The 20,142-nt window shown below is 51.6% G+C and carries 24 protein-coding genes and 1 tRNA gene; 11 read left to right on the top strand and 14 right to left on the bottom strand.

What is annotated here, in order from left to right:
• Window positions 1-22: 22 nt before the first annotated feature.
• Window positions 23-1,168: a glycosyltransferase family 4 protein gene (locus SIB66_RS03745; protein ID WP_063406021.1), complete on the top strand. Its 1,146-nt coding sequence runs from the start codon at window positions 23-25 to the stop codon at window positions 1,166-1,168.
• A 39-nt stretch (window positions 1,169-1,207) separates the two neighbouring features.
• On the opposite strand, the gene mrdA is transcribed toward SIB66_RS03745, so the two are convergent.
• The 5 genes from mrdA to cbiD all read right to left on the bottom strand — a co-directional run bounded on the left by mrdA (window position 1,208) and on the right by cbiD (window position 7,295).
• On the bottom strand, window positions 1,208-3,010 hold the full coding sequence (gene mrdA, locus SIB66_RS03740) for a penicillin-binding protein 2 (protein ID WP_063406052.1): 1,803 nt from the start codon (window positions 3,008-3,010) through the stop codon (window positions 1,208-1,210).
• Between the two features lie 5 nt (window positions 3,011-3,015).
• Window positions 3,016-3,417: a hypothetical protein gene (locus tag SIB66_RS03735; RefSeq protein ID WP_011129426.1), complete on the bottom strand. Its 402-nt coding sequence runs from the start codon at window positions 3,415-3,417 to the stop codon at window positions 3,016-3,018.
• Window positions 3,418-3,432: 15 nt separating this feature from the next.
• Window positions 3,433-4,044 (bottom strand): hypothetical protein, encoded by a 612-nt coding sequence (locus tag SIB66_RS03730; protein ID WP_063406022.1) that lies wholly within the window; start codon window positions 4,042-4,044, stop codon window positions 3,433-3,435.
• Window positions 4,045-4,513: 469 nt separating this feature from the next.
• The gene (gene guaA / locus SIB66_RS03725; protein WP_063406023.1) at window positions 4,514-6,100 is read right to left on the bottom strand and encodes a glutamine-hydrolyzing GMP synthase; all 1,587 of its coding nucleotides are present in this window, start codon (window positions 6,098-6,100) and stop codon (window positions 4,514-4,516) included.
• A gap of 40 nt (window positions 6,101-6,140) precedes the next feature.
• Window positions 6,141-7,295 carry a cobalt-precorrin-5B (C(1))-methyltransferase CbiD gene (cbiD, locus tag SIB66_RS03720; RefSeq protein ID WP_063406024.1) on the bottom strand — a complete coding sequence of 385 codons (1,155 nt, stop codon included), beginning with the start codon at window positions 7,293-7,295 and terminating at the stop codon, window positions 6,141-6,143.
• 84 nt (window positions 7,296-7,379) lie between these two features.
• On the opposite strand from cbiD, the gene SIB66_RS03715 reads away from it, so the two are divergent.
• Both SIB66_RS03715 and SIB66_RS03710 read left to right on the top strand, forming a co-directional pair.
• Window positions 7,380-8,528, top strand: a complete 1,149-nt coding sequence (locus SIB66_RS03715) for a pyridoxal-phosphate-dependent aminotransferase family protein (protein ID WP_011129422.1) — start codon at window positions 7,380-7,382, stop codon at window positions 8,526-8,528.
• A 48-nt stretch (window positions 8,529-8,576) separates the two neighbouring features.
• Window positions 8,577-8,648: transfer RNA gene (locus SIB66_RS03710), tRNA-Gly, on the top strand.
• A gap of 103 nt (window positions 8,649-8,751) precedes the next feature.
• On the opposite strand, the gene SIB66_RS03705 is transcribed toward SIB66_RS03710, so the two are convergent.
• The 3 genes from SIB66_RS03705 to SIB66_RS03695 form a co-directional block, all read right to left on the bottom strand.
• Window positions 8,752-8,976, bottom strand: a complete 225-nt coding sequence (locus SIB66_RS03705) for a hypothetical protein (RefSeq protein ID WP_236070171.1) — start codon at window positions 8,974-8,976, stop codon at window positions 8,752-8,754.
• Window positions 8,977-9,110: 134 nt separating this feature from the next.
• The gene (locus SIB66_RS03700; RefSeq protein ID WP_063406026.1) at window positions 9,111-9,341 is read right to left on the bottom strand and encodes a hypothetical protein; all 231 of its coding nucleotides are present in this window, start codon (window positions 9,339-9,341) and stop codon (window positions 9,111-9,113) included.
• A 37-nt stretch (window positions 9,342-9,378) separates the two neighbouring features.
• A complete protein-coding gene (locus SIB66_RS03695; protein WP_041374637.1) occupies window positions 9,379-9,675 on the bottom strand; it encodes a hypothetical protein in 297 nt (98 codons plus the stop codon).
• Window positions 9,676-9,796: 121 nt separating this feature from the next.
• Between SIB66_RS03695 and SIB66_RS03690 the strand changes: the two genes are divergently transcribed.
• The 3 genes from SIB66_RS03690 (at window position 9,797) to SIB66_RS03680 (ending at window position 11,206) form a co-directional block, all read left to right on the top strand.
• Window positions 9,797-10,312, top strand: a complete 516-nt coding sequence (locus tag SIB66_RS03690; RefSeq protein WP_063404309.1) for an AbrB family transcriptional regulator — start codon at window positions 9,797-9,799, stop codon at window positions 10,310-10,312.
• Between the two features lie 62 nt (window positions 10,313-10,374).
• Complete coding sequence (locus tag SIB66_RS03685; protein WP_063406027.1) at window positions 10,375-10,815, top strand: DUF6554 family protein; 441 nt, start codon at window positions 10,375-10,377, stop codon at window positions 10,813-10,815.
• Window positions 10,793-11,206, top strand: a complete 414-nt coding sequence (locus tag SIB66_RS03680; RefSeq protein WP_063406028.1) for a hypothetical protein — start codon at window positions 10,793-10,795, stop codon at window positions 11,204-11,206. The genes SIB66_RS03685 and SIB66_RS03680 overlap by 23 nt, the downstream gene beginning before the upstream one ends.
• On the opposite strand, the gene SIB66_RS03675 is transcribed toward SIB66_RS03680, so the two are convergent.
• On the bottom strand, window positions 11,143-12,714 hold the full coding sequence (locus tag SIB66_RS03675) for an SNF2-related protein (protein ID WP_413681389.1): 1,572 nt from the start codon (window positions 12,712-12,714) through the stop codon (window positions 11,143-11,145). The genes SIB66_RS03680 and SIB66_RS03675 overlap by 64 nt on opposite strands.
• 211 nt (window positions 12,715-12,925) lie before the next feature.
• Here SIB66_RS03675 and SIB66_RS03670 point away from each other — a divergent pair, with 211 nt between their 5' ends.
• Window positions 12,926-13,327, top strand: a complete 402-nt coding sequence (locus SIB66_RS03670) for an HNH endonuclease (RefSeq protein ID WP_063406029.1) — start codon at window positions 12,926-12,928, stop codon at window positions 13,325-13,327.
• 7 nt (window positions 13,328-13,334) lie between these two features.
• Here SIB66_RS03670 and SIB66_RS03665 read toward each other — a convergent pair whose 3' ends face one another.
• On the bottom strand, window positions 13,335-13,556 hold the full coding sequence (locus SIB66_RS03665) for a serine protease inhibitor (RefSeq protein WP_236070173.1): 222 nt from the start codon (window positions 13,554-13,556) through the stop codon (window positions 13,335-13,337).
• Window positions 13,557-13,588: 32 nt separating this feature from the next.
• Between SIB66_RS03665 and SIB66_RS03660 the strand changes: the two genes are divergently transcribed.
• A complete protein-coding gene (locus SIB66_RS03660) occupies window positions 13,589-14,509 on the top strand; it encodes an SDR family oxidoreductase (RefSeq protein ID WP_063406031.1) in 921 nt (306 codons plus the stop codon).
• Here SIB66_RS03660 and SIB66_RS03655 read toward each other — a convergent pair.
• Window positions 14,481-14,693: a hypothetical protein gene (locus tag SIB66_RS03655; protein ID WP_041384227.1), complete on the bottom strand. Its 213-nt coding sequence runs from the start codon at window positions 14,691-14,693 to the stop codon at window positions 14,481-14,483. The genes SIB66_RS03660 and SIB66_RS03655 overlap by 29 nt on opposite strands.
• Here SIB66_RS03655 and pdxA point away from each other — a divergent pair.
• Window positions 14,692-15,723, top strand: coding sequence for a 4-hydroxythreonine-4-phosphate dehydrogenase PdxA (pdxA, locus tag SIB66_RS03650; RefSeq protein WP_063406032.1), 1,032 nt, complete (start codon window positions 14,692-14,694; stop codon window positions 15,721-15,723). The two genes, SIB66_RS03655 and pdxA, sit on opposite strands and share 2 nt — an antisense overlap.
• On the opposite strand, the gene accB is transcribed toward pdxA, so the two are convergent.
• Window positions 15,724-16,218 (bottom strand): acetyl-CoA carboxylase biotin carboxyl carrier protein, encoded by a 495-nt coding sequence (gene accB, locus SIB66_RS03645; RefSeq protein WP_074164567.1) that lies wholly within the window; start codon window positions 16,216-16,218, stop codon window positions 15,724-15,726.
• Window positions 16,218-16,778: an elongation factor P gene (gene efp, locus SIB66_RS03640; protein ID WP_011129410.1), complete on the bottom strand. Its 561-nt coding sequence runs from the start codon at window positions 16,776-16,778 to the stop codon at window positions 16,218-16,220. The genes accB and efp overlap by 1 nt, the downstream gene beginning before the upstream one ends.
• A gap of 65 nt (window positions 16,779-16,843) precedes the next feature.
• On the opposite strand from efp, the gene SIB66_RS03635 reads away from it, so the two are divergent.
• Window positions 16,844-17,926 carry a peptidylprolyl isomerase gene (locus tag SIB66_RS03635; RefSeq protein WP_063421780.1) on the top strand — a complete coding sequence of 361 codons (1,083 nt, stop codon included), beginning with the start codon at window positions 16,844-16,846 and terminating at the stop codon, window positions 17,924-17,926.
• A gap of 10 nt (window positions 17,927-17,936) precedes the next feature.
• Window positions 17,937-18,920, top strand: a complete 984-nt coding sequence (thiL, locus tag SIB66_RS03630; RefSeq protein WP_063406034.1) for a thiamine-phosphate kinase — start codon at window positions 17,937-17,939, stop codon at window positions 18,918-18,920.
• A gap of 87 nt (window positions 18,921-19,007) precedes the next feature.
• Here the strand turns inward: thiL and gap are convergent, their stop codons facing one another.
• Window positions 19,008-20,030 carry a type I glyceraldehyde-3-phosphate dehydrogenase gene (gap, locus tag SIB66_RS03625; protein WP_041384819.1) on the bottom strand — a complete coding sequence of 341 codons (1,023 nt, stop codon included), beginning with the start codon at window positions 20,028-20,030 and terminating at the stop codon, window positions 19,008-19,010.
• Between the last annotated feature and the right edge of the window lie 112 nt (window positions 20,031-20,142).

Below are 20,142 nucleotides of genomic sequence, written 5' to 3'. Positions count from 1 at the left end.
GCCCACACCACCCGCTGAACCAGTGAAGATCGCCTTTTTCACAGAGACCTTCCTCCCAAAAGTGGATGGAATCGTGACACGACTCACCAAAACGGTGGAGCACCTGGTTGAAGCCGGTGATGAGGTGATGGTGTTCTGCCCGGAAGGCTGTCCTAGCGAATACATGGGAGCCGAATTGATAGGAGTGCCAGCCATGCCACTGCCGCTCTATCCGGAACTGAAGCTTGCCCTGCCCAGACCAGCCGTTGCCGAAGCTCTAGAAACCTTCAACCCTGATCTCGTACACGTTGTCAATCCGGCTGTACTAGGCCTTGGGGGAATTTGGCTAGCCAAAACCAGCGGAATCCCTCTAATCGCTAGCTACCACACCCACCTCCCGAAATACCTAGAGCATTACGGCATGGGCATGCTGGAACCCTTGCTCTGGGAACTTCTCAAGGCAGCCCACAATCAAGCAATACTCAATCTCTGCACCTCAACAGCAATGGTGTCTGAATTGAGCGAGAAAGGGATCCAAAACACCGCCCTGTGGCAACGCGGCGTGGATACCGAACTCTTTCGACCGGAACTGCGCAACGAAACCATGCGCTTACGCCTTTTGAACACAAACGACGATCAAGGTGCCCTGCTTCTCTACGTAGGGCGGCTCTCCGCCGAAAAGCAAATCGAACGCATCAAACCTGTTCTCGATCGCATACCCGAGGCACGATTGGCCCTAGTAGGCGATGGACCTCACCGCCAGCAACTGGAAAAAACATTTGAAGGCACTGCTACAACATTTGTGGGCTATCTCGAAGGGGAAGAACTAGCCAGTGCATATGCAAGCGGGGATGCCTTTCTATTCCCCTCAAGCACCGAAACCCTTGGGCTCGTTTTACTGGAAGCAATGGCAGCAGGTTGTCCTGTAGTAGGAGCCAATCGTGGCGGAATTCCAGACATCATTACCGACGGAGTCAACGGCTGTCTCTACGAGCCGGATGGAGTGGATGGAGGGTCCACCAGCCTGATCAATGCAACCCGACGACTGCTCGGCAACGATCTCGAGCGTCAAAGTCTGCGCAAAGCAGCCCGTCAAGAAGCCGAACGCTGGGGATGGGCCAGTGCCACGCAACAACTACGGAGCTACTACAGAACAATCCTCGGCCAACCCCTCAACCTGGCCGCCTAAGACCAAACATCAGTGTGTTCTTAGAGTCAGTCAGTGAGTTCAACTAGAGCGTGTGCGATTCCAAGCCTGAAGCACCTGCCGTGCCATAGGCAACGCATGGACCGAACCGCCACCAGGAGTGTTCTGGGCAAAAGCAACAACGACGATTTCTGCTGACTGATATGGCGCAAAACATGCAAACCATGCGTGATCAGAGCCACCGGTACTGTCCTCGGCAGTGCCCGTCTTGCCAGCCACTTGCGGAAAGTTGGGCAAATTGAGACCTGAACCAGTCCCATCCTGCACAACCTTGCGCAAACCACGCCGAATCGTCGCCAATGTGGATGGCTTGATATCGACCTTGATGCGTCGCAGTGATGAAGTCCAGTCGATCGCACCATCTGCCAGATGAGGAGTGACCAAAAACCCCCCATTGGCAAATACTGCATAAGCGCGAGCAAGTTGCAAAGGAGTGATCTGAACCACAGATTGACCAATCGAGGCGCTGGCCATGTCCTCGAGAATCCAAGGAGTTGTTCCAGCTTCAGCCCAACCCCGACCTTTAGCCGCCCAGGCCTGATGGCCCACCAAGCCCTTACTCTCCTCATAGCCAATCTCAATCCCAGTGCGGGCATCGAAACCAAGCTTGATCGCGGCTTCATAAAGCGCCTTAGAACCCACACCCACACCCACCTGATAAAAGAAGGTATTGCTGGAAAAGCGCAGCGCATCCTCATAACCGATCGTGCCAAATCCGACACCGTTGTGGTCAGGGAAACAATGCCCCCCATAAGTGATGCATGCCGCCGTCTTTAAACGCACATCAGGCAGAAACTTGCCACTCTCCATGCCCGCCATACTTGTAACAGGTTTCCAAGTACTCCCAGGGTCATAGGCATTCATGGCCCGACTGAGCAATGGCTTGCTCGACGAAGCAAAAAGCTTGTCGTACTCCTTCTGCGTGGTGACCAGTTTTGAGAAAAAATTGGGATCAAAGACAGGGCGACTAGCCATGGCGCGAATAGCACCGTTACGAGGGTCGAGTGCTACAACTGCACCGCCAGGCTTATCTTCAAGAGCCTTTTCAGCAGCCAACTGCAAATCAAGGTCCAGTGTGAGGAGGAGGTCTTTACCCGCCTGTGAAGGCTTGTCACCAAGACTGCGCTGCACCTCTCCCATAGCGTTGACTTCAAGCATCTGACCACCCCACTTCCCTCGTAAATGAGATTCATAGGCCGCCTCTACTCCAATTCGGCCAATGCGATCTCTAATCTCATAACCCTGATCAGCGAGAGTTTGAAACTCCTTTTCAGTAATTGGCTGGGTATAACCCAAGACATGAGCCGCCAAAGTGCCGTGCGGGTAGTGACGGAGTACATCCACATCGACCTGGGCCGCTTCAAAACTGCGAGCCTGCTCTCGAAAACGCAGCACCTGCTCAGGTTTCAAATCAGTTGCCAAAGTGATGCGATAGCCATCCATGCCAACCCCCTGTCGCCTGCGCTGATCTAAATCCTGCTTAGGAAGATTGAGCAACTGAGAAAGACTGTCACGAAGCCCAGGCCAATTAACATCACTAACGAGTCGAGGCTGCAAATAAAGGTTGTAACTGAGCTTGCTTGAGGCAAGTACACGGCCTTGACGATCGAGCAGCCGACCACGAATCGGTGAGCGGGGTACCAAGCGAATCCGATTTTCATCTGCCAACTCTCGGTATCGGGCCCCTTCCAACAGCTGTAACCAGGTCAACCGCGCCACCATCGCACCACTAAACAAAAGCACCAGAGCAAGCAAGACCTTGGGCTGCTGGCCTAAACCACTGTGCCGCTGATTGGCACGTCCCAAAGGCCGCGATCCGCTCATCAACGTCAGCTTTGTTCCACGCCTGATGTTGGCGATTTTTCACCAACATCTTTCTGCAGGTGAAGCTGAAGAGCATCAAGCCGTCCCTCAATCCTGGCCAGCACCTCCAGCAAAATCTGCTGATCCTGAGGGTCTGGGGAATTCACAACGACATCATCAACGGCCACATTCACTGCCATCACAGGATTCCCCAGCCCTGGGCTGACCTGATCTAATCGATCACGTACGGATCGAGCAGCAGCTTCTCCTTCAACACGCAGCTCCTGGAGGGGATCACTTGAGCCCGTAAAAGCTTCCACCATTTTTCTCGCTCCACCACGACGAACCCGATCAACCATCGCCAAGCCAACAGGAAGAGCATCCTGCATCAGGGAAAGGCGAAGGCTGTCGAACGAATCGTCGGCCATGCAAGCCTCAAAGGTCTACCTAACAACAGTTTGCTCGGAAGGGATCAAAAGTGTTGGGCAAGACGTTTGAGACATTCCCATCGACCAGCCCCCAAAACCTGCCAAAACCAATAACGCCACCATTGGTCCCACAGCATGATGCGTTGTCTCCAAGCTGAACCATTCCCTCCAAGACCGCAAAAAACGCTCACGAGCAAAGCGCTTGCGCTCACGACACTCTTGTTTGAAACGCCTACGAAACGACTTCTCGACCCAGCGCTCAAAAGACTGCTTCTTGGTGACCGCCATCTTGCGCTCGACCTCAAGCAACTGGCCAGCTGTAAGTTCAGGGTGAAAAGTGCCGATCAGCTCCAAACTTTTAAGGAACATCTCAACAGCAGCATCCTTGATATCCTTTTGGCTCTCATCCAACAGGGCCCAATCAAGCTCAGGGTAAAAGCGACCACGATTGAGGCTGATCTGGTCTTCACCCAACTGACCGGGCTCCCTTAACCAACGATCGGTGTTGCTGTCAAACCGTCGCCAATACAGGAAAGGGTTGATATAAACGGTCTTACCCGCAAACTGAATGCTGTCCTGTTGCAAACGGCGATCTAGCTGTATGTCTTGCTGGTGGGCGACGGTCAAAAGTCTCTAGGCCAGTGGCCCAGGTTATCGAGTCATTCTGAGCTTCACCAGTCCCTGATCACCTCAACAGAGTCGACTTTCACTTCAAGGGTACGAATCACCAAGATTGAGTGATGCAGAGCATTCTCGAAGATGACTTGAGCTCATGCAGCCAAGTCAGAGCAGAGAGGGTTGGCGAACAAGATTCGACGCTAGAAAGATCATCTAATGTTTGTCACCATCAACACATCGGCAATGATTGCCAAATAAGCGAAAGTCAAAGTTGATCATTAGCAGCATGAAACAAACTGATTCAAACAACAATTGACAAGAGAAGTGCAAGCTTATCAAAGGCCAAGATAAATAACATTCTCAATCCAACTAAAATCGCAGAGTTCTTAAAACTGACACCAGAATGTGCAACTCTGCATCACCTCCAATAAAACGTGAAGCCGCAATTTAGAGTGAAGAAAAAAATTTAATACTTAAACTATTCCCACTCAATCGTTCCAGGAGGCTTACTGGTGATGTCAAGCACAACCCTGTTTACACCTCTCACTTCATTGACAATTCGATTGGAGATACGCTCCAAAAGTTCATGAGGTAAACGCGACCAATCCGCTGTCATGCCGTCCTCACTGGAGACACATCGCAGCACAATCGGCCAGGCATAGGTGCGTTTATCACCCATTACCCCGACAGAGCGCACCGGTAGTAATACTGCAAAAGCCTGCCAAATCTCGTGATATAAACCCGCCTCACGGATTTCCTCTCGCACGATTAAGTCAGCATCGCGTAAGCAATTAAGCTTTTCATCGGTAACTTCATCAAGGATACGAATCGCCAGACCTGGCCCAGGAAAAGGATGGCGGCGGACAATCTCCTCAGGCAGCCCCAAAGCACGGCCTACCTTCCGCACTTCATCCTTAAACAATCGCCTCAGCGGCTCCACCAATTTGAACTGCAAATCTTTGGGAAGACCGCCCACATTGTGATGGCTCTTGATCTTCACGGCCACCCGCTCTCCGGTTTTCGGATCGATGTTGGTGCCAGAACTCTCGATCACATCCGGATAAAGAGTGCCCTGCGCAAGATAATCAAAGGGACCTAGACGATTGCTTTCCTCCTCAAACACCCTGATGAATTCCGTGCCGATGATCTTGCGCTTTTCCTCAGGATCAACTATCCCCTTAAGCTTAGAAATAAAACGTTGGCGAGCATTAATGTATTCAACATTGATATGGAACTTTTGATCAAAGAAATCCATCAAGAATTCAGGCTCACCTTTACGCATAAAACCCTGATCAATAAACATGCACGTGAGCTGATCTCCAATAGCCTTTTTTAATAGAAAAGCCAAGGTTGAGGAATCAACTCCTCCAGACAAAGCAAGCAAGACCCTTTTCTGACCCACTTGAGCCTGCAACTGAGCAATCGCTTCTTCAATAAATGCAGTGGTCGTCCAATTCGGCTCACAACCACAAATGTGGTAAACGAAGTTTCGAATCAGAGCAATTCCATGGCTTGAATGCACCACCTCAGGGTGAAACTGAACGCCATAAAACTGACGATTATGATCAGCAACCGCCGCATCAGGAGTATTGGCTGTGTGAGCAAGCCGCACAAACCCCTCAGGCAAATCCCTCACCACATCACCATGGCTCATCCACATCGTGGAGCCACTTTCAACATTGGTGAGAAGGTCCCTAGGGTCCTCGACCTGCAAGGGAGCCTTACCGTATTCAGCCTTGCCAATAGCAGCCTCCACCCGACCACCCAGCTGCTGCACCATTAACTGCATGCCGTAACAGACACCAAGCACAGGAATACCCAAATCCCAAATGTTCGGATCACAAAGCGGCGCTCTCTCGGCATACACAGAGCTAGGTCCGCCACTCAAAATGATGCCCTTCGGGGCAAGCTGGCGAAGCTCATCCGCTGAAGTGCAATAGCTCATCACCAATGAGTAGACCTCTGTTTCTCGCACCCGACGGGCAATCAGCTCTGAATACTGAGAGCCAAAATCGAGAATGACGATTGCCGGCTGGCGCTTACCTTCAGACTGGGAATTGGACATATCAGCGAAAAAGCTCCTCTGGAGTCAACCAACAGAACGTTCAGGGTAGAGAAAGGCTTATCGGTGAATCCTCAGGGGTCACTCCCAAGACAGCCAACTGTTGAGACCCTTGGGGACCAGCCCAGCGCAACCGTCGCTGACGATCGAAAAGAGCTGCCCCAATAGCTATCGACCATGAGCCATAACGAGCAAGGTAGGCAGCACTGCGCTGCTCCACTGTTGCCGCCAGCCGATACCAAAGCTTGCGTACCAGCTCTGGATCTTGAGCTTCCAGCATCTTCAATGCTGCCTCCATGGAATCAGCCTGGCCAAGTTGCCGGATCAGATCCAACGGCAATCCTTCACGCACAGCCATGGCCGCAAGCACCTCCAAACGACCATCTGCCAGATGGTGATGAGTATGAAAAATCCCCCCTGCCAACTTCACCAACTTGCCGTGATACCCCAACAACAACAATTGCTCCACCCCAGCCTCTGCCGCGGCCACGATGACAGGCCCCAACCAATTGCCAATCTTGAGGAGCGGCTGGGCAGCCAACCCCAACTGTCGAGCTAGATCAAGACCATTCTCACCAATCACCAAAGTCATTGCTCCAAAAAAATCTGAAGCGGCACTTTGCCGACGTAGTTGCTCAATGGTCTGCTGCAACTGATCAGGAGAGGCGCTGACCTGCACATCCGCCTGGGTACCAATCAAGGCCAAGCCATCCACAACCCCAAAAGCTGCATTACTGGTACGTGCTGCCAAATCTCTACCCCTAGGCAACACAACTTCCAACTGCAGCCCTCGACCCGAAGGCACCAGGGGGTACAAATTACGACTCAAAAGCTCGCGTGCAAATCGAGACACACACGCCTCTCCACCGGACCCCAGCGTGCCAACACCCTTGCCTGCCACGAGATTCAGCCAGGCTTCTGAATGAACATTCAACTCATCATCATCAACCAACTCCTGCCACTGAACACACACCCAAATCTCCAAACCTCTTGTGAGATCCAGACCTGAACCTGGATCGCAATGGCTGATTGCCAAAGCCTGTTCACCTCCAGCCAAAACCGCTGCCGAGGTGACTGGCACAGCAAAAGGTTCGTCGCGATCAGGCAATTCAAGCAACTGAGAAGCACTGAAAGGCCTGCCAAGCAAAGCTTCGGTAGCAGCTCGGGCCGCAGCCGCGACCCAAACCGGGAGCGTCAACCCCCTTGAATCAGCATCGGCGTGATCGATAAAAAACCCTTGCTTAGGTATTTTTTAGGATGGTTCATTACTAAGCCTTAGGCCGTGCAGGACAAACTCACCCTGATGATCCCGGGTCCTACACCGGTTCCCGAAACAGTACTCAAAGCCATGGGTCGACACCCCATCGGCCATCGCAGTGGAGAGTTTCAAGCCGTCGTTAGACATACCACCGAGCAGCTGCGCTGGCTGCATCAGACCAAAGCAGATGTTCTAGTTATCACTGGAAGCGGCACCGCTGCGATGGAAGCAGGAATCATCAATACCCTCAGCTACGGCGACAAGGTCCTCTGCGGCGACAACGGCAAGTTTGGACAGCGCTGGGTAAAGCTGGCTAAGGCTTACGGCCTGGACGTACAAGTGATAAAAGCAGACTGGGGACAACCGTTAGACCCAGAAGCCTTCAAAAAAGCACTGGAAGCAGATAACGGCAAAACAATCAAAGCCGTAATTCTCACCCACTCGGAAACCTCAACCGGGGTCATTAACGACCTTGAAACCATCAGCAAATATGTCCGCACCCACGGCAAAGCACTAGCCATCGCTGATTGCGTTACAAGCCTTGGGGCCTGCAATGTCCCCATGGATTCTTGGGGTCTAGATGTGGTTGCCTCCGGTTCCCAAAAGGGATACATGATGCCTCCAGGTCTCAGCTTCGTGGCCATGAGTGAACGAGCCTGGCAAGCACATCAACAATCGGATCTACCGAAGTTTTATCTCGATCTGGGGCCATACCGAAAAACTGCCGCTCAAGACAGCAATCCATTCACCCCTGCTGTGAATCTCTACTTCGCACTGGAATCTGCGCTGGGAATGATGCAGTCAGAAGGACTGGAAGCCATCTTTGAACGTCATGCTCGCCATCGCGCAGCCGCTCAGGCCGGCATGAAGGCCATCTGCCTGCCCCTGTATGCAGCTGAAGGACACGGCAGCCCAGCGATCACCGCAGTCGCACCTGAGGGAATTGATGCAGAGCAACTGCGCAAAACTGTCAAAGAGAAATTCGACATCCTGCTAGCAGGTGGACAGGATCATCTAAAAGGGAAGGTCTTCCGTATCGGCCATCTTGGATTCGTATGTGATAGAGATATCCTCACTGCCATAGCTGCCATCGAATCCACCTTGCAATCTCTTGGCTTGCATAAAGGCAACATGGGAGATGGCCTGGCAGCAGCAGCAGCAATTCTTAGATAACAGTGCTCGCCAACAAAACGAACTAAAGCTGATCTAAACTGATCAAATGCGGGTGTAATTCAGTGGTAGAATGTCAGCTTCCCAAGCTGAACGTCGCCGGTTCGAATCCGGTCACCCGCTTATCAAAGGATTAATCAAGGTTCATAGAATACTCCTTCATATTTAACAAACCAAAAAGCCTGCCTAATTGAGAATAGGCTTCAAAGCATTATTCAATGCAAATTCAGGATCTGGGCTTGATTAATTGAAGAACTTGTGGGCCAACCACTCCTGCACGACGCTCCTGATCTAATGCCTTAAGAATCAAACTGCCAGCAGCCTGAAAATCTCCCGCTTCAGCCTGTGCAGAAGCTCGGTCAAAAAAACCACTCGCGGCCTTCAAGTAAACCTCGCGTTGAATAGAAGCGGAATTCGTGCCCGATGTTGTTCTCAAAAAAGTAGACGTCAAGACTGCTGAGCTGAACCCCTTGTTTGAAAGTTTAACGCGAATTGTCTAGTACAAGCAATATCGAGCATCAAAACAGCAAATGTTGTTGCCCAAATCAGCCAATTGATATGTATAAAAAATATAAGGGGGCTAAATCAGGTTCCTGGCTCCTCAATGTTGCCTCCCATAGTTTCGATCTGAGCTCTTAAGACTGACGCACGAGTCTGGTCACCACGAGTTGCGGCAACAGCCAATGCAAATTCAAGCTTCTCGAGCTGATGCCCACCCTCATGGAAGGCCTGAATTCTGATAGAAGATCTCGCTAACGGTGAAAATACTGAGCTGGTAACCCCAGCTTTGCCAGAGGCAGAAATGGTTAAAGCCATGGATGCCTTTCTTTTTATTGTGCACCCGATGCCACCCTCATGCCGCAAGAGTGTCTGGTTCCCCTGACCAAGACTGAGGTTCTTCTCGGGCTTGATCCTCAGCTTGATCAGAACTATCAAGAAGTTCCTGGCACTCTTTTAAAAGCTGCTCAACCCCATCGAGCATCTCCATTTCCTCTGCGGGAATCCTCTGAGATTCGCTCTGCTGTCTCAACTGAAACTCCAAAGCCTCCTGACGCTGCTCCAATTTAACGAGCCTCTGCGATAAAGCAGTGATCGTCTGAACCAGGTCTTCTGCAGTACGAGTAATTCGAAAAGAAACTGACGAGGACATAGACACAAACAAATACTTTGTCCCGATGACAACACATGAGGAATAAAGGCTCAAGTCATTAGGCAGATGGTGAGGAGAATCATTTGCACTCAAAGTATCTGTACTGTTTCAAATCGATCCCATGCCTTCTCTGGCAACGTTACTGATTTATCTCATGGCAGGAACAGCATTGGGTCTGCTGACATTGCGCACTGGCATTCCAGCAGCACCCCTTGCAGGTGCTCTTTTAGGTGCAGGGCTCGTGAGCATGACCGGTCGCCTTGATGTTGCTGAATGGCCCTCAGGGACACGCACCGCAATTGAAATCGCCATCGGCACGGTGATCGGTACCGGCCTGACCAAAAGCTCCCTAGGGGAGCTGCAAAGCCTCTGGAAACCAGCCCTACTGATCACTCTGACCCTTGTACTTACTGGGATCGTGATCGGTCTTTGGAGCAGTCGATTACTAGGTATTGACCCTGTGGTTTCTCTCCTCGGCGCTGCCCCAGGAGGCATCAGTGGCATGAGTCTGGTAGGTGCAGAATTCGGCGTCGGTGCTGCAGTGGCCACCCTGCATGCTGTGAGATTAATCACCGTACTTTTGGTACTACCCCTTCTGGTGAAGCTATTGGCCCCATTAGGACTAATTGATTCCTGATTAAACCTGGACAGGACAGTTTCAATCGATAAGTTGATCAATACTGTGTTGACTTGCAAGCGATGAATCGAAATCGAGTTGCCCTTTCACTCACACTGCTAGGCCTTGTGGGAATCAGTCTTTCTGCCACAGCTGCCCAATCAGCAACAACTGATGCCGCAAGCAAAGGAGCCCAGATCTACTGCTTCATGCGTAGTAATGGCAATAACCATGAGGTGAGCTGGACTGCCTCTTATGCCCTAATCAAACGCCAGGGAAATAGCCTTTTCAAGACCTCACCAAAGCATGCTGCTGTATTAATTACTGAAGCAGTGGTCAATGAACCCAGCAGTTATCCAAACTGCGGTCAATACCTTGGCGATCTCTTCGGAAATAGCAAAAACTCTTTGTCAGTAGCTGATCAAGAAAGTAGTGATGAGACTGTCATCGACTCCTATAGCTCTGGCAATACCAACACCACCACTCCTTCAAGCACAGATCATGAGCAGCACTACAGCTATTAAATTCCCTCGCTTCCTTGCCAAACTATTTCTGAGCGGATTGCTGCTTTCCGGTCTTAGCTGCAATAGTCGCTCAGCACCAACCAATCCATCTGCTGACTCGAATATCTCGTCCCAAGCTTGCTTGGAAAATCTTGACCTCAAAGGACTCGACCAAGCCCTACTGCGCTGCAATAGCGTCGTGAGCCAACATCAAAACGACCCTGAACCACTCAACGACCGGTCACTGATCTACACCCTGCTTGGCCAAACCAATTTGGCTTGTGAAGATGTATCCAAAGGCTTAAAGCTTCTGAATCAACAAGGCGAGTCAGCTGATCCGATGGTGCGTCACGAACTAACCGTGCGTAAAGACTCCTGCATGCAACATCTCAACATGACTGACAACGGCTGACGCTTGAGTCCAACACGACGAGAACCAAGCAATACCTCAATCCGCTCGGCCTTACTTGCTATCAGAGCATCCACCAGCTGATCTGCAAAACCCAGTTGGAACCAGTGACTCGTGAGTCCACCATCCATCCCCAATCGATGGCAACGATCCTCAGCCTGATCCACATCACCAGGTGTCCAGTGACGTTCAAGCAAAACCACATGCCTAGCGCGATGCAAGGTGTAACCAAGCCCGCCTACTGCATAGGTTGCCAACAAAAGGGAACTCATCCCTGATTGAAAACGATTTACAGCTTCTTGACGCTGGCCTGGACGCTGACGACCAGTTAACAACTCACCCCCTAAGCGTTGCTGCAAAAGCAACAAAGGACCAACAAAACTGCTGAAAAGGACAACGGCTTGCCCCTCAGCAAGAAGTGCTGCCACAACAGTCTCCACTGCTGGCAGCTTGAACTCCGCTGCAATCTGACGCAAAGCCGTAAGCACCGCAAGCGATTCCGCATCTGAACGCACCAAACCCTGCTGAACACGATGGCGATAGTTGTCAGTGACAAGAGCTAGACGATGGTCAAAACCACGAGACTCTGACTCTGTAAGGACAACCCGATGCTCTTGACGACGTTTTGGGGGCAAGCCAAGCAAAGTCTGCTTGCGTCGATGCAGAACCAATGGCCGTGTGAGCTTCCCTAGAGCATCGAGATCACTCGCACCACGTGAATGCCAGCGTTGCTGTCCACCTTGATCTCGCCAGTGACCCTGACAAAAACGCTCTTCAAACTTACGTTGATCTCGAGCCAAAGGATGATCAATGGCAGCCAGCAGTGGATAAAGCTGATCAGGACGACCATTTTTCATCGGCGTCCCGGTGAGTAACCAAATAGCCCTTAAACGCGGATGCCGCGCAAGCCTTAAAAGAGCCTGAGTTCGTCTTGACTTGATGGACTGGCCGAAATGCGCTTCATCCACCAACAGAAGCGTTCCCGCCGCCGGCAATTCCCTAGGCAGACGAGCCCAGCTATGGATGCACACCGGCAAATCAAGACTTGCAGCTTCGATGCGCCAGTGGTCATGAAGACCCACCGGCGCCACCACCATGACCCGTACATCAGCACATCTCACCATGGCGCGAGCCGCCAAAAGAGAGGTAAGAGTCTTACCAAGACCCATTTCATCAGCCAAGACTGCACCGCGCCGCGCCAACAACCAACGGGCTCCAGAGCACTGATGCGGAAGAGGTCTACGACCATCTGGCAAAACAACCTCAAGGTCTGCATCGCTGACGAGATCGCGATGGGGCGGCATCGGTGGCAAAGGCTGTTCGAACCAACTCAGCCACTGAGCCAAGTCGTCCTGCACCAAAAAACGTGAGCCAAACTGCCTCTGCAAATGTTGAGCCGCAACCAAAGGAAATTCCCAGCCCTGGCGCGTACCACGCCAAATTCCACGAGGCCTCACTTTGCGAAGCTGAGCCTGAGTCACCGCATCGAAAGGGAACGCCACCTTGACCAAACCCGCCGCAGTCAGACCCAAATAACAGCTGGAAGAAGATTTAGGCGTGAGCTTCACTGCTCAAGGAACACCTAATTTACGCCCCATTGCCTTACTAGCAAGAGCGAAACCAACCACTGTAAAAAGCAGCGCAAAGCAAATCAAAATAGATATTTAGACACATTGACTCAAAGAGCATGCGCGGCACACTGCACAAAACCGAGGAACTCGGATGCACAATAGGGACGCGGTTTTCCTCGAAGATCTCTGCCCCAAATTACGTGTGCGAAGATGGAGAAAATCCCTTCACAACTATACCGCTCAAAGTTGTATCTATTGCGGCAAACCTTCTGAATCAATTGATCATATTTTGCCTCGCAGTCGCGGTGGCTTAAGTATTACTCAAAACTGCGTTCCAGCCTGTCTATCCTGTAACGGTCACAAATCAGATGCCCATGCCTTCGAGTGGTATAGGCGCCAACGTTTCTATGATCCGCGACGGGCAATGGCCATCCGCGCCTGGATGGATGGCGATCTCAGACTGGCTTTAAGGTTGCTTCAATGGACCCAACCCAACCATAGAGAAGCTCCTGTTATCAGCCAAGATGAAGAATTGATGCCCCAGCTGGCCTAAACCAATCTCACCAGACCTGACAGGCCACCACAGGGTGATGTCTTTGGCAAATAGAAGCCTGCTGCTCAGGTTGCTCCGGAGCCAGAAGCATCGCACCTGTCAAAAAAGCCAAAGGCAAGACAAAATGAAAAGCCGAACTGATCTGCCGACCTTGAACGATCCTTGGACATGCCCGACGCGGCAGCATGGACACTGAAATCGCGGAAGCGCGCAAATAGGAGCTCGCCATGACCAAACCTAGAATATAATACATTTGTACTCATGCTCACAGAGCTTGTCAAGCGGAGTCCGCCTCTCCCCACCGGCTCAAAGTTGCTGGTTCTCGGTGGAGGATTCAGCGGTCAGCATGTAGTGGCTCTAACGAGAGCACTTGGCAGCACTGCTATCTGCAGCCGCAGAGACATCAACAGCCCAGGCGCAGACATCGCATTTGATAGTGCCACCAAGCTGTTGCCAGCCACGAAAGTTCTAGAAGGAGTCACGCATTTACTCAGCTGCATACCGCCAGCAGCCGATGGGAAAGATCCAGTCCTGAAATGCTTGGGCGACCAGCTCAAAGCGTTGCCATTGCAATGGGTTGGCTATCTCTCCACCACAGGGGTTTACGGAGATCGCCAAGGACACTGGGTCACAGAAATCGATCATCCTCAGCCTCAACAAGCACGGAGCAAACGAAGATTGGCCTGTGAAGAGGCCTGGCAAGCTTCGGGATTACCCCTGCAGATTCTGCGACTGCCTGGCATCTACGGACCAGGCCGCTCAGTGCTTAAAAGCGTCAACACAGGTCAAAGCAGAATGATCCATAAGCCCAACCAGGTGTTTTCAAGAATTCATGTCGATGACATCGCAGGCGCCATCCTGCACCTAATCCAATGTGCTGCTGATGGACAGCGACCCATCGTGATCAACGTCACCGATGACATGCCAACAGCTTATACAGACGTACTCGGGTTCGCCGCCCAACTACTTGGAAAGTCCCTACCCGAAATTGAGCCATTTGCAGTTGCCGCTGCACAGATGAATCCCATGGCACTCTCCTTCTGGCAAGAGAATCGCAGGGTCAGCAATCAGCTCTTATGCCGCGAGCTTGGCTATTCCCTGATGCATCCCAACTATCAATCCGGCCTTAGAGACTGTTATCTGGCAGAAGGTTTCAAGGTCTCACAGACGAATTTTCCTTAGTTGTTGAACGTTCCCGATCCGGACCACCAAGAATGAACTCGTTCCAATTGAAGGGCTTCTCTGGATCGATAAATGTCAACCCGGCATCGCGCAAAAACTGACTCCAATGCACCACCAACCAACCATTCCGCAACCCGGTACCAAGACCAAACAACAGCAAACCAAGCAGCAACCAGCGCATCATGGCTATGCCTTCTGAAGGCTTTGACGCTAATCAACTTATCGTTATCGCCATCGGCGATCCCGCTGGCATCGGGATGGAGGTCACCCTAAAGGCCCTCGCTTCACCAAGCTTGCCATCAAAGCTGCATCCCCAGCTGGTTGGCTGTCGAAAAAGCCTGGAACTGACCTATGCCCAATTACAAGCTCAAGGAATCTCTCCCCTAGCCAATCCAAAGGACCTCGATATCAAAGATCTACCCCTGCAGAGCACACTTCAGCCTGGATACCCCACAGCACAGAGTGGAGCCGCAAGCTTTCTATGGTTGACAAAGGCAACAGAACTCCTCTTGAAGGGTCGAGCCCGCGCCCTTGTTACCGCTCCTATTGCCAAGCAGGCCTGGCATGCAGCAGGCCATCACTATCCCGGTCAAACCGAACGACTTAAAGAACTGGTGGGAGCTGATCAAGCCTCCATGCTCTTCACCGCGATCTCACCTCATAACGGCTGGCGGTTCAACACTCTGCTAGCAACAACCCATATCCCGCTAGCAGCAGTCCCACAAGTGCTTACCCCTGAGTTGGTTAGAGCGAAGCTCAACGTACTCAAGGCATTCTGCCAAAGATTCAAAACCGATCCATCCATTGCAGTCGCAGGCCTCAATCCCCACGCTGGCGAGCAAGGCCAACTGGGCCATGAAGAGCTGAAATGGTTGATCCCAATGCTGAACAGATGGAAAACGGAGCACCCTGAGATCCAACTAGACGGTCCTTTACCTCCCGACACATGTTGGCTTTCAGCTGCAAAGGCTTGGCATGGCATCCCTTGCGCCCAAACCCCAGACGGCATCCTGGCCTTATACCACGATCAGGGTCTAATCCCAATGAAGCTGCTGGCTTTCGACTCGGCCGTCAACACCACCCTTGGGCTTCCATTTCTACGTACCTCACCTGATCACGGCACCGCCTTTGACATTGCCGGAAAGGGATGTGCCAGACCCGACAGCATGTTGGCCGCCCTAAAAGCCGCCTGGGAGCTCACGGAATCACGCTGATCAGCCAGGCTTAACACGCATCAAAACCTGACCGAACTCAACTGGCGTGCCGTTATCTACAAGGATTTCAACTACCTCGCCACTGACTTCAGATTCCAACTCATTCATCAACTTCATGGCCTCCAAAATGCACACGATCTGACCGACACCGATGCGACTACCAACTTCTACAAATGGGGATTCCCCAGGGCCAGGAGCACGATAAAACGTGCCGACCATCGGTGCCGTTACCTCCAGGAAATCAGTTCTTGAACCTGGTACCGCTGGAGGCGGAGTCCCAGGTCCGACCATCTCAACTCTCGGTTCTGGAGCCGGTGAAGGCATCTCAACGGTCGAAGACAATGGCATCATCGGAGCCACCACTGCTGGTGCAGGGATGTTCCTCCTGACCTCTAGACGAAAATCATCTCCCTCAAGGCGAAATTCCTGTATGTCGCTTTCCGCCAAGGCTGCAAGCAACTGGTGCAGTTGATCATGATCGAGCTGCATAGCCATTAGTTCTCGCGACCGAGGTAGCTGTCGTTACGTGTATCGACTTTAATTTTCTCGCCCACAGAAAGAAACAAAGGAACCATCACCTGAGCCCCAGTCTCAAGGATGGCGGGCTTAGTGCCACCGGTAGCGGTATCACCCTTAACACCAGGATCAGTTTCAGTGATTTCAAGCACCACAGAATTGGGGAGCTCCACCTCAAGAGGATTTCCGTTCCATGAGACCACATTCACCTCCATCCCTTCCTTGAGGTATTTACGACTGTCACCAATCTGCTGCGCTGTAAGCCTGGTTTCCTCATAACTAGACATGTCCATAAAGACATAGTCACCGGACTCCATATAAGTGTGTTGAAGAGTCGACTTCTCAAGCAAAGCCTGCGGAAGCATCTCCCCAGCCCTAAAGGTTTTTTCCACCACGTTGCCGCTCTGCACCGCCTTCAACTTGGTACGCACAAATGCTGAACCCTTACCCGGTTTCACATGCAAAAACTCGACTACACGCCAAACAGAACCGTCTAATTCAATCGAGGTGCCAGTGCGGAAGTCGTTACTTGAGATCATTCCCGCTGAACGGATCAGATGGATCATACGGCTGTGCCAAAGTCCCAGCACAAGAAGAGTTCCACATGCCAAATACTCCTCTACTGACCAGCCTGATCACAGTGCTCGCAGTACTTTTGCTGAATTGGGGTGATCCTGTTCTGGCTGCTCTGCCAGCTGGAAGTGCAGTGACCGATGGTGCCGCAATCCTGCGAAATGCCCTACCAATCGAACAAAAAGATCTCCGCCAAATGCAAGCCACCCTTGAGGCCACTAGCAAAGTGGTTGGGTCTTCAAAGGGCAATCGCTGGGTTGCGCTAAACGAAGCTGCTTCTTCTAGTCAGTTCCTAGTAATAACCCGCAAAAAGAGCATCCTCGCAGCCATCCCAGAAGCATCTCGAGAAAAGGGTGAAGCACTTTTGGAATCCTTGGGAGAAACGGTCCAGGCCCTGGGGGATGCAGCCAGTAATCAAAACGTAGATGGCTTCATCGACCTACGTCGCGAAAGTCTCAAGCAGATCGGTGATCTAGAAGCGCTATTGGTGAATGATTTTCCTTACACCATCCCTGAGGAATTCAACTCACTACCGCGGCTTCTTGGAAGAGCAACTGTATCGATCAAAACCACAAAAGGGAACATCACTGCTGTCATTGATGGCTACAACGCCCCTCTAACAGCCGGCGCCTTCGTAGACCTAGCTCTCAAAGGCTTTTATGACGGATTGCCATTCACACGCGCTGAAGACAATTACGTACTACAAAGCGGTGACCCCACAGGACCTGAAAGCGGATACATCGACCCAACAACCAAGAAAGAGCGTCAAGTGCCTCTGGAAATCCGTATTCCAGAGGAACCAACTCCTTTTTACAACCAAACCTTTGAAGACATCGGTCTTTACAAAGCCACACCAGTCCTTCCATTCGCCGCCCTTGGCACACTCGGATGGGCCCATTCCGACCAGGCTATAGACGACGGTTCCTCCCAGTTCTTTCTATTTCTCTATGATGCAGAATTAACTCCAGCTGGTCTCAACTTGGTGGATGGCCGCAATGCAGCCTTTGGCTATGTCGTTGAAGGTACCGAGTTACTTAAAAAACTCGAAATTGGTGATCAAATCTTATCCATCAAAGTTGTCGATGGAGCTGATCGGCTGAAGCCCCACGCCTGAGGACTTGTGTATGGGCGAAACCCTAGCCCAACTTGGTGAAAACGAACTACTGAATCGACTAGCCCGCTTTGCTCCTGCTGGCCAACTTGACGACGACACAGCGCAAGTCCACATCAATGACGGAGAACTCCTCATTAACACCGATGTCATGGTGGAAGGCATTCACTTCAGCGAAGACACCACGACTCCAAAAGATGTTGGTTGGCGTTGCGTAACCGCCAACCTGTCCGACCTAGCAGCCAGTGGCGTTGATCAGATTCTGGGTATCACTGTCGGACTTGTAGTCCCTCCAGAGACCCCCTGGGACTGGGTAGAGAAGGTTTATTTAGGCATAGAAGCCGCATTGAAACAGTTTGGGGGGACCTTGCTGGGCGGCGACTGTTCCCGAGGGGATCAACGACTACTCGCAATCACCGCCCTGGGCACTCTCGGGCCAGTACGGTTGCACCGCTCCCAAGCCCAACCTGGAGATTCTCTTGTCGTCAGTGGTCCCCATGGCCTCAGCCGTCTTGGCCTGGCCATACTTCGCTCAGATCCACTGATAGAAGCAGCCCTGCTGCCAGACAAACTCAAACAAAAAGCGATAGAAGCTCATCAACACCCTCAACCATGCCTGAAGGCACTCCACGCTCTTCAAACCTGTAAGCCTGCTGAACTTCCATGGCGAGCTGGGGGCACCGACAGTAGTGACGGACTTCTGGCAGCGGTTCAAGGCCTTTGCAGAAGCAGCGGTTGCCGGGCGATTCTTGATCCAACAGGCCTACCCAAAGACCCTGACTGGCCACTAGGCCAACACTGGGATAGCTGGTGCCTAAACGGCGGAGAAGACTTTGAACTTATTCTCAGCCTGCCACCGAAATGGGCCACCGCTTGGCTGCAAGTTCTTCCATCAAGCCAAGTCATTGGTGTCATGGAACAAGGCCCACCTCGGGTGGAATGGGCGCATGGCAAAGGAGAAGTGAGCAACTTCTCAAGCTTCAAACATTTCCAATAAAGAAAGAGAACAAACCCCTCGCTAATAGGAGGGGTTTATAACTCAAAAAGAAGCTAGAAGCTCAGAAAGTAGTAATCCTCTGAAAGATCACTTCCAATTCTTGGCCACAATCTCAGCGAGATCGACAACCCTCTGGCTATAACCCCACTCGTTGTCATACCAAGCAACAACTTTCACCAAATTGTCGCCAATAGTCATCGTGAGATCCTCGTCAACGATGGTGGATTCATTAGTACCGGCGTAGTCACTAGAAACCAAAGGAAGATCACCATATTTAATGATTCCCTTCATGCCACCCTGAGAAGCCGATTTGAGTGCAGCATTCACTTCTTCAGCAGTCGTGGAACGACCAGACTCAAAAACTAGATCGACCGCTGAAACGTTTGGGGTTGGTACACGCATGGCAATCCCCGTGAGCTTGCCCTTCATCTGTGGATAAACCAAAGCCACAGCCTTGGCAGCGCCAGTTGAGGTCGGAACAATATTCATGGCTGCCGCACGAGCACGGCGAAGATCACGATGGCTGTTATCGAGGATCCGCTGATCACCGGTGTAGCTATGAATAGTCGTCATCAGGCCCTTATTGATCCCAAAGGTCTGATCAAGCACCTTCACGATTGGTGCCAGGCAATTGGTTGTGCAGCTGGCATTACTGAGAACATTGAAATCACCGTGACGGTACTGATCAGCATTGACGCCCACGACATATGTGCCAACACCATCTCCTTTACCTGGAGCCGTGAGGATCACTTTCTTCGCACCAGCCTCGATGTGTTTACTAGCCCCCACATCAGTATTGAAAACCCCGGTGGACTCGATCACAAGATCGATACCCCACTCCTTCCAAGGAAGATTCAAGGGGTTGCGATCTGAAAAACACTTAATGGTTTTGCCGTTGATAACAAAAGTGTCATCGGTATAACCGATCTCCGCATCCTTGATCTGTCCAAGAATTGAATCGTACTTAAGCAGATGAGCATTGGTCTTAGGGTCAGAAGTGACATTGATGCCAACCACATCAATACCCGTGTTCGCACCACGACTTAGCCAACAACGCATGAAGTTGCGACCGATTCGGCCGAATCCATTGATCGCAACACGCAGAGTCATAACAAAAACGGGGAAACCGCAAGGGAAGTGGCCGCCGATCATACAGAAATAGGTTGCACTTTCCGCTGTTCCGGATGAGGAGGCGGCCCATACCTGGCACAAGGTCAACCCC

The sequence above is a fragment of the Prochlorococcus sp. MIT 1318 genome (assembly GCF_047304505.1).
Lineage (GTDB): Bacteria > Cyanobacteriota > Cyanobacteriia > PCC-6307 > Cyanobiaceae > Prochlorococcus > Prochlorococcus marinus_D.
Note: the sequence above shows the minus strand (reverse complement) of the source record. Positions and strands in the feature narration are given on the sequence as shown.

What these genes read in the sequence shown, in the direction of transcription:
- SIB66_RS03680 (WP_063406028.1), top strand. Translation starts at nt 10,793, where the DNA reads ATGAGCAGCACTACAGCTATTAAATTCCCTCGCTTCCTTGCCAAACTA.
- thiL (WP_063406034.1), top strand. Translation starts at nt 17,937, where the DNA reads ATGGGCGAAACCCTAGCCCAACTTGGTGAAAACGAACTACTGAATCGA.
- SIB66_RS03735 (WP_011129426.1), bottom strand. Translation starts at nt 3,417, where the DNA reads ATGGCCGACGATTCGTTCGACAGCCTTCGCCTTTCCCTGATGCAGGAT.
- SIB66_RS03660 (WP_063406031.1), top strand. Translation starts at nt 13,589, where the DNA reads ATGCTCACAGAGCTTGTCAAGCGGAGTCCGCCTCTCCCCACCGGCTCA.
- SIB66_RS03635 (WP_063421780.1), top strand. Translation starts at nt 16,844, where the DNA reads ATGCCAAATACTCCTCTACTGACCAGCCTGATCACAGTGCTCGCAGTA.
- accB (WP_074164567.1), bottom strand. Translation starts at nt 16,218, where the DNA reads ATGGCTATGCAGCTCGATCATGATCAACTGCACCAGTTGCTTGCAGCC.
- SIB66_RS03665 (WP_236070173.1), bottom strand. Translation starts at nt 13,556, where the DNA reads ATGGCGAGCTCCTATTTGCGCGCTTCCGCGATTTCAGTGTCCATGCTG.
- SIB66_RS03655 (WP_041384227.1), bottom strand. Translation starts at nt 14,693, where the DNA reads ATGATGCGCTGGTTGCTGCTTGGTTTGCTGTTGTTTGGTCTTGGTACC.
- efp (WP_011129410.1), bottom strand. Translation starts at nt 16,778, where the DNA reads ATGATCTCAAGTAACGACTTCCGCACTGGCACCTCGATTGAATTAGAC.
- SIB66_RS03690 (WP_063404309.1), top strand. Translation starts at nt 9,797, where the DNA reads ATGCCTTCTCTGGCAACGTTACTGATTTATCTCATGGCAGGAACAGCA.
- mrdA (WP_063406052.1), bottom strand. Translation starts at nt 3,010, where the DNA reads ATGAGCGGATCGCGGCCTTTGGGACGTGCCAATCAGCGGCACAGTGGT.
- SIB66_RS03685 (WP_063406027.1), top strand. Translation starts at nt 10,375, where the DNA reads ATGAATCGAAATCGAGTTGCCCTTTCACTCACACTGCTAGGCCTTGTG.
- SIB66_RS03700 (WP_063406026.1), bottom strand. Translation starts at nt 9,341, where the DNA reads ATGGCTTTAACCATTTCTGCCTCTGGCAAAGCTGGGGTTACCAGCTCA.
- gap (WP_041384819.1), bottom strand. Translation starts at nt 20,030, where the DNA reads ATGACTCTGCGTGTTGCGATCAATGGATTCGGCCGAATCGGTCGCAAC.
- guaA (WP_063406023.1), bottom strand. Translation starts at nt 6,100, where the DNA reads ATGTCCAATTCCCAGTCTGAAGGTAAGCGCCAGCCGGCAATCGTCATT.
- SIB66_RS03670 (WP_063406029.1), top strand. Translation starts at nt 12,926, where the DNA reads ATGCACAATAGGGACGCGGTTTTCCTCGAAGATCTCTGCCCCAAATTA.
- SIB66_RS03695 (WP_041374637.1), bottom strand. Translation starts at nt 9,675, where the DNA reads ATGTCCTCGTCAGTTTCTTTTCGAATTACTCGTACTGCAGAAGACCTG.
- pdxA (WP_063406032.1), top strand. Translation starts at nt 14,692, where the DNA reads ATGGCTATGCCTTCTGAAGGCTTTGACGCTAATCAACTTATCGTTATC.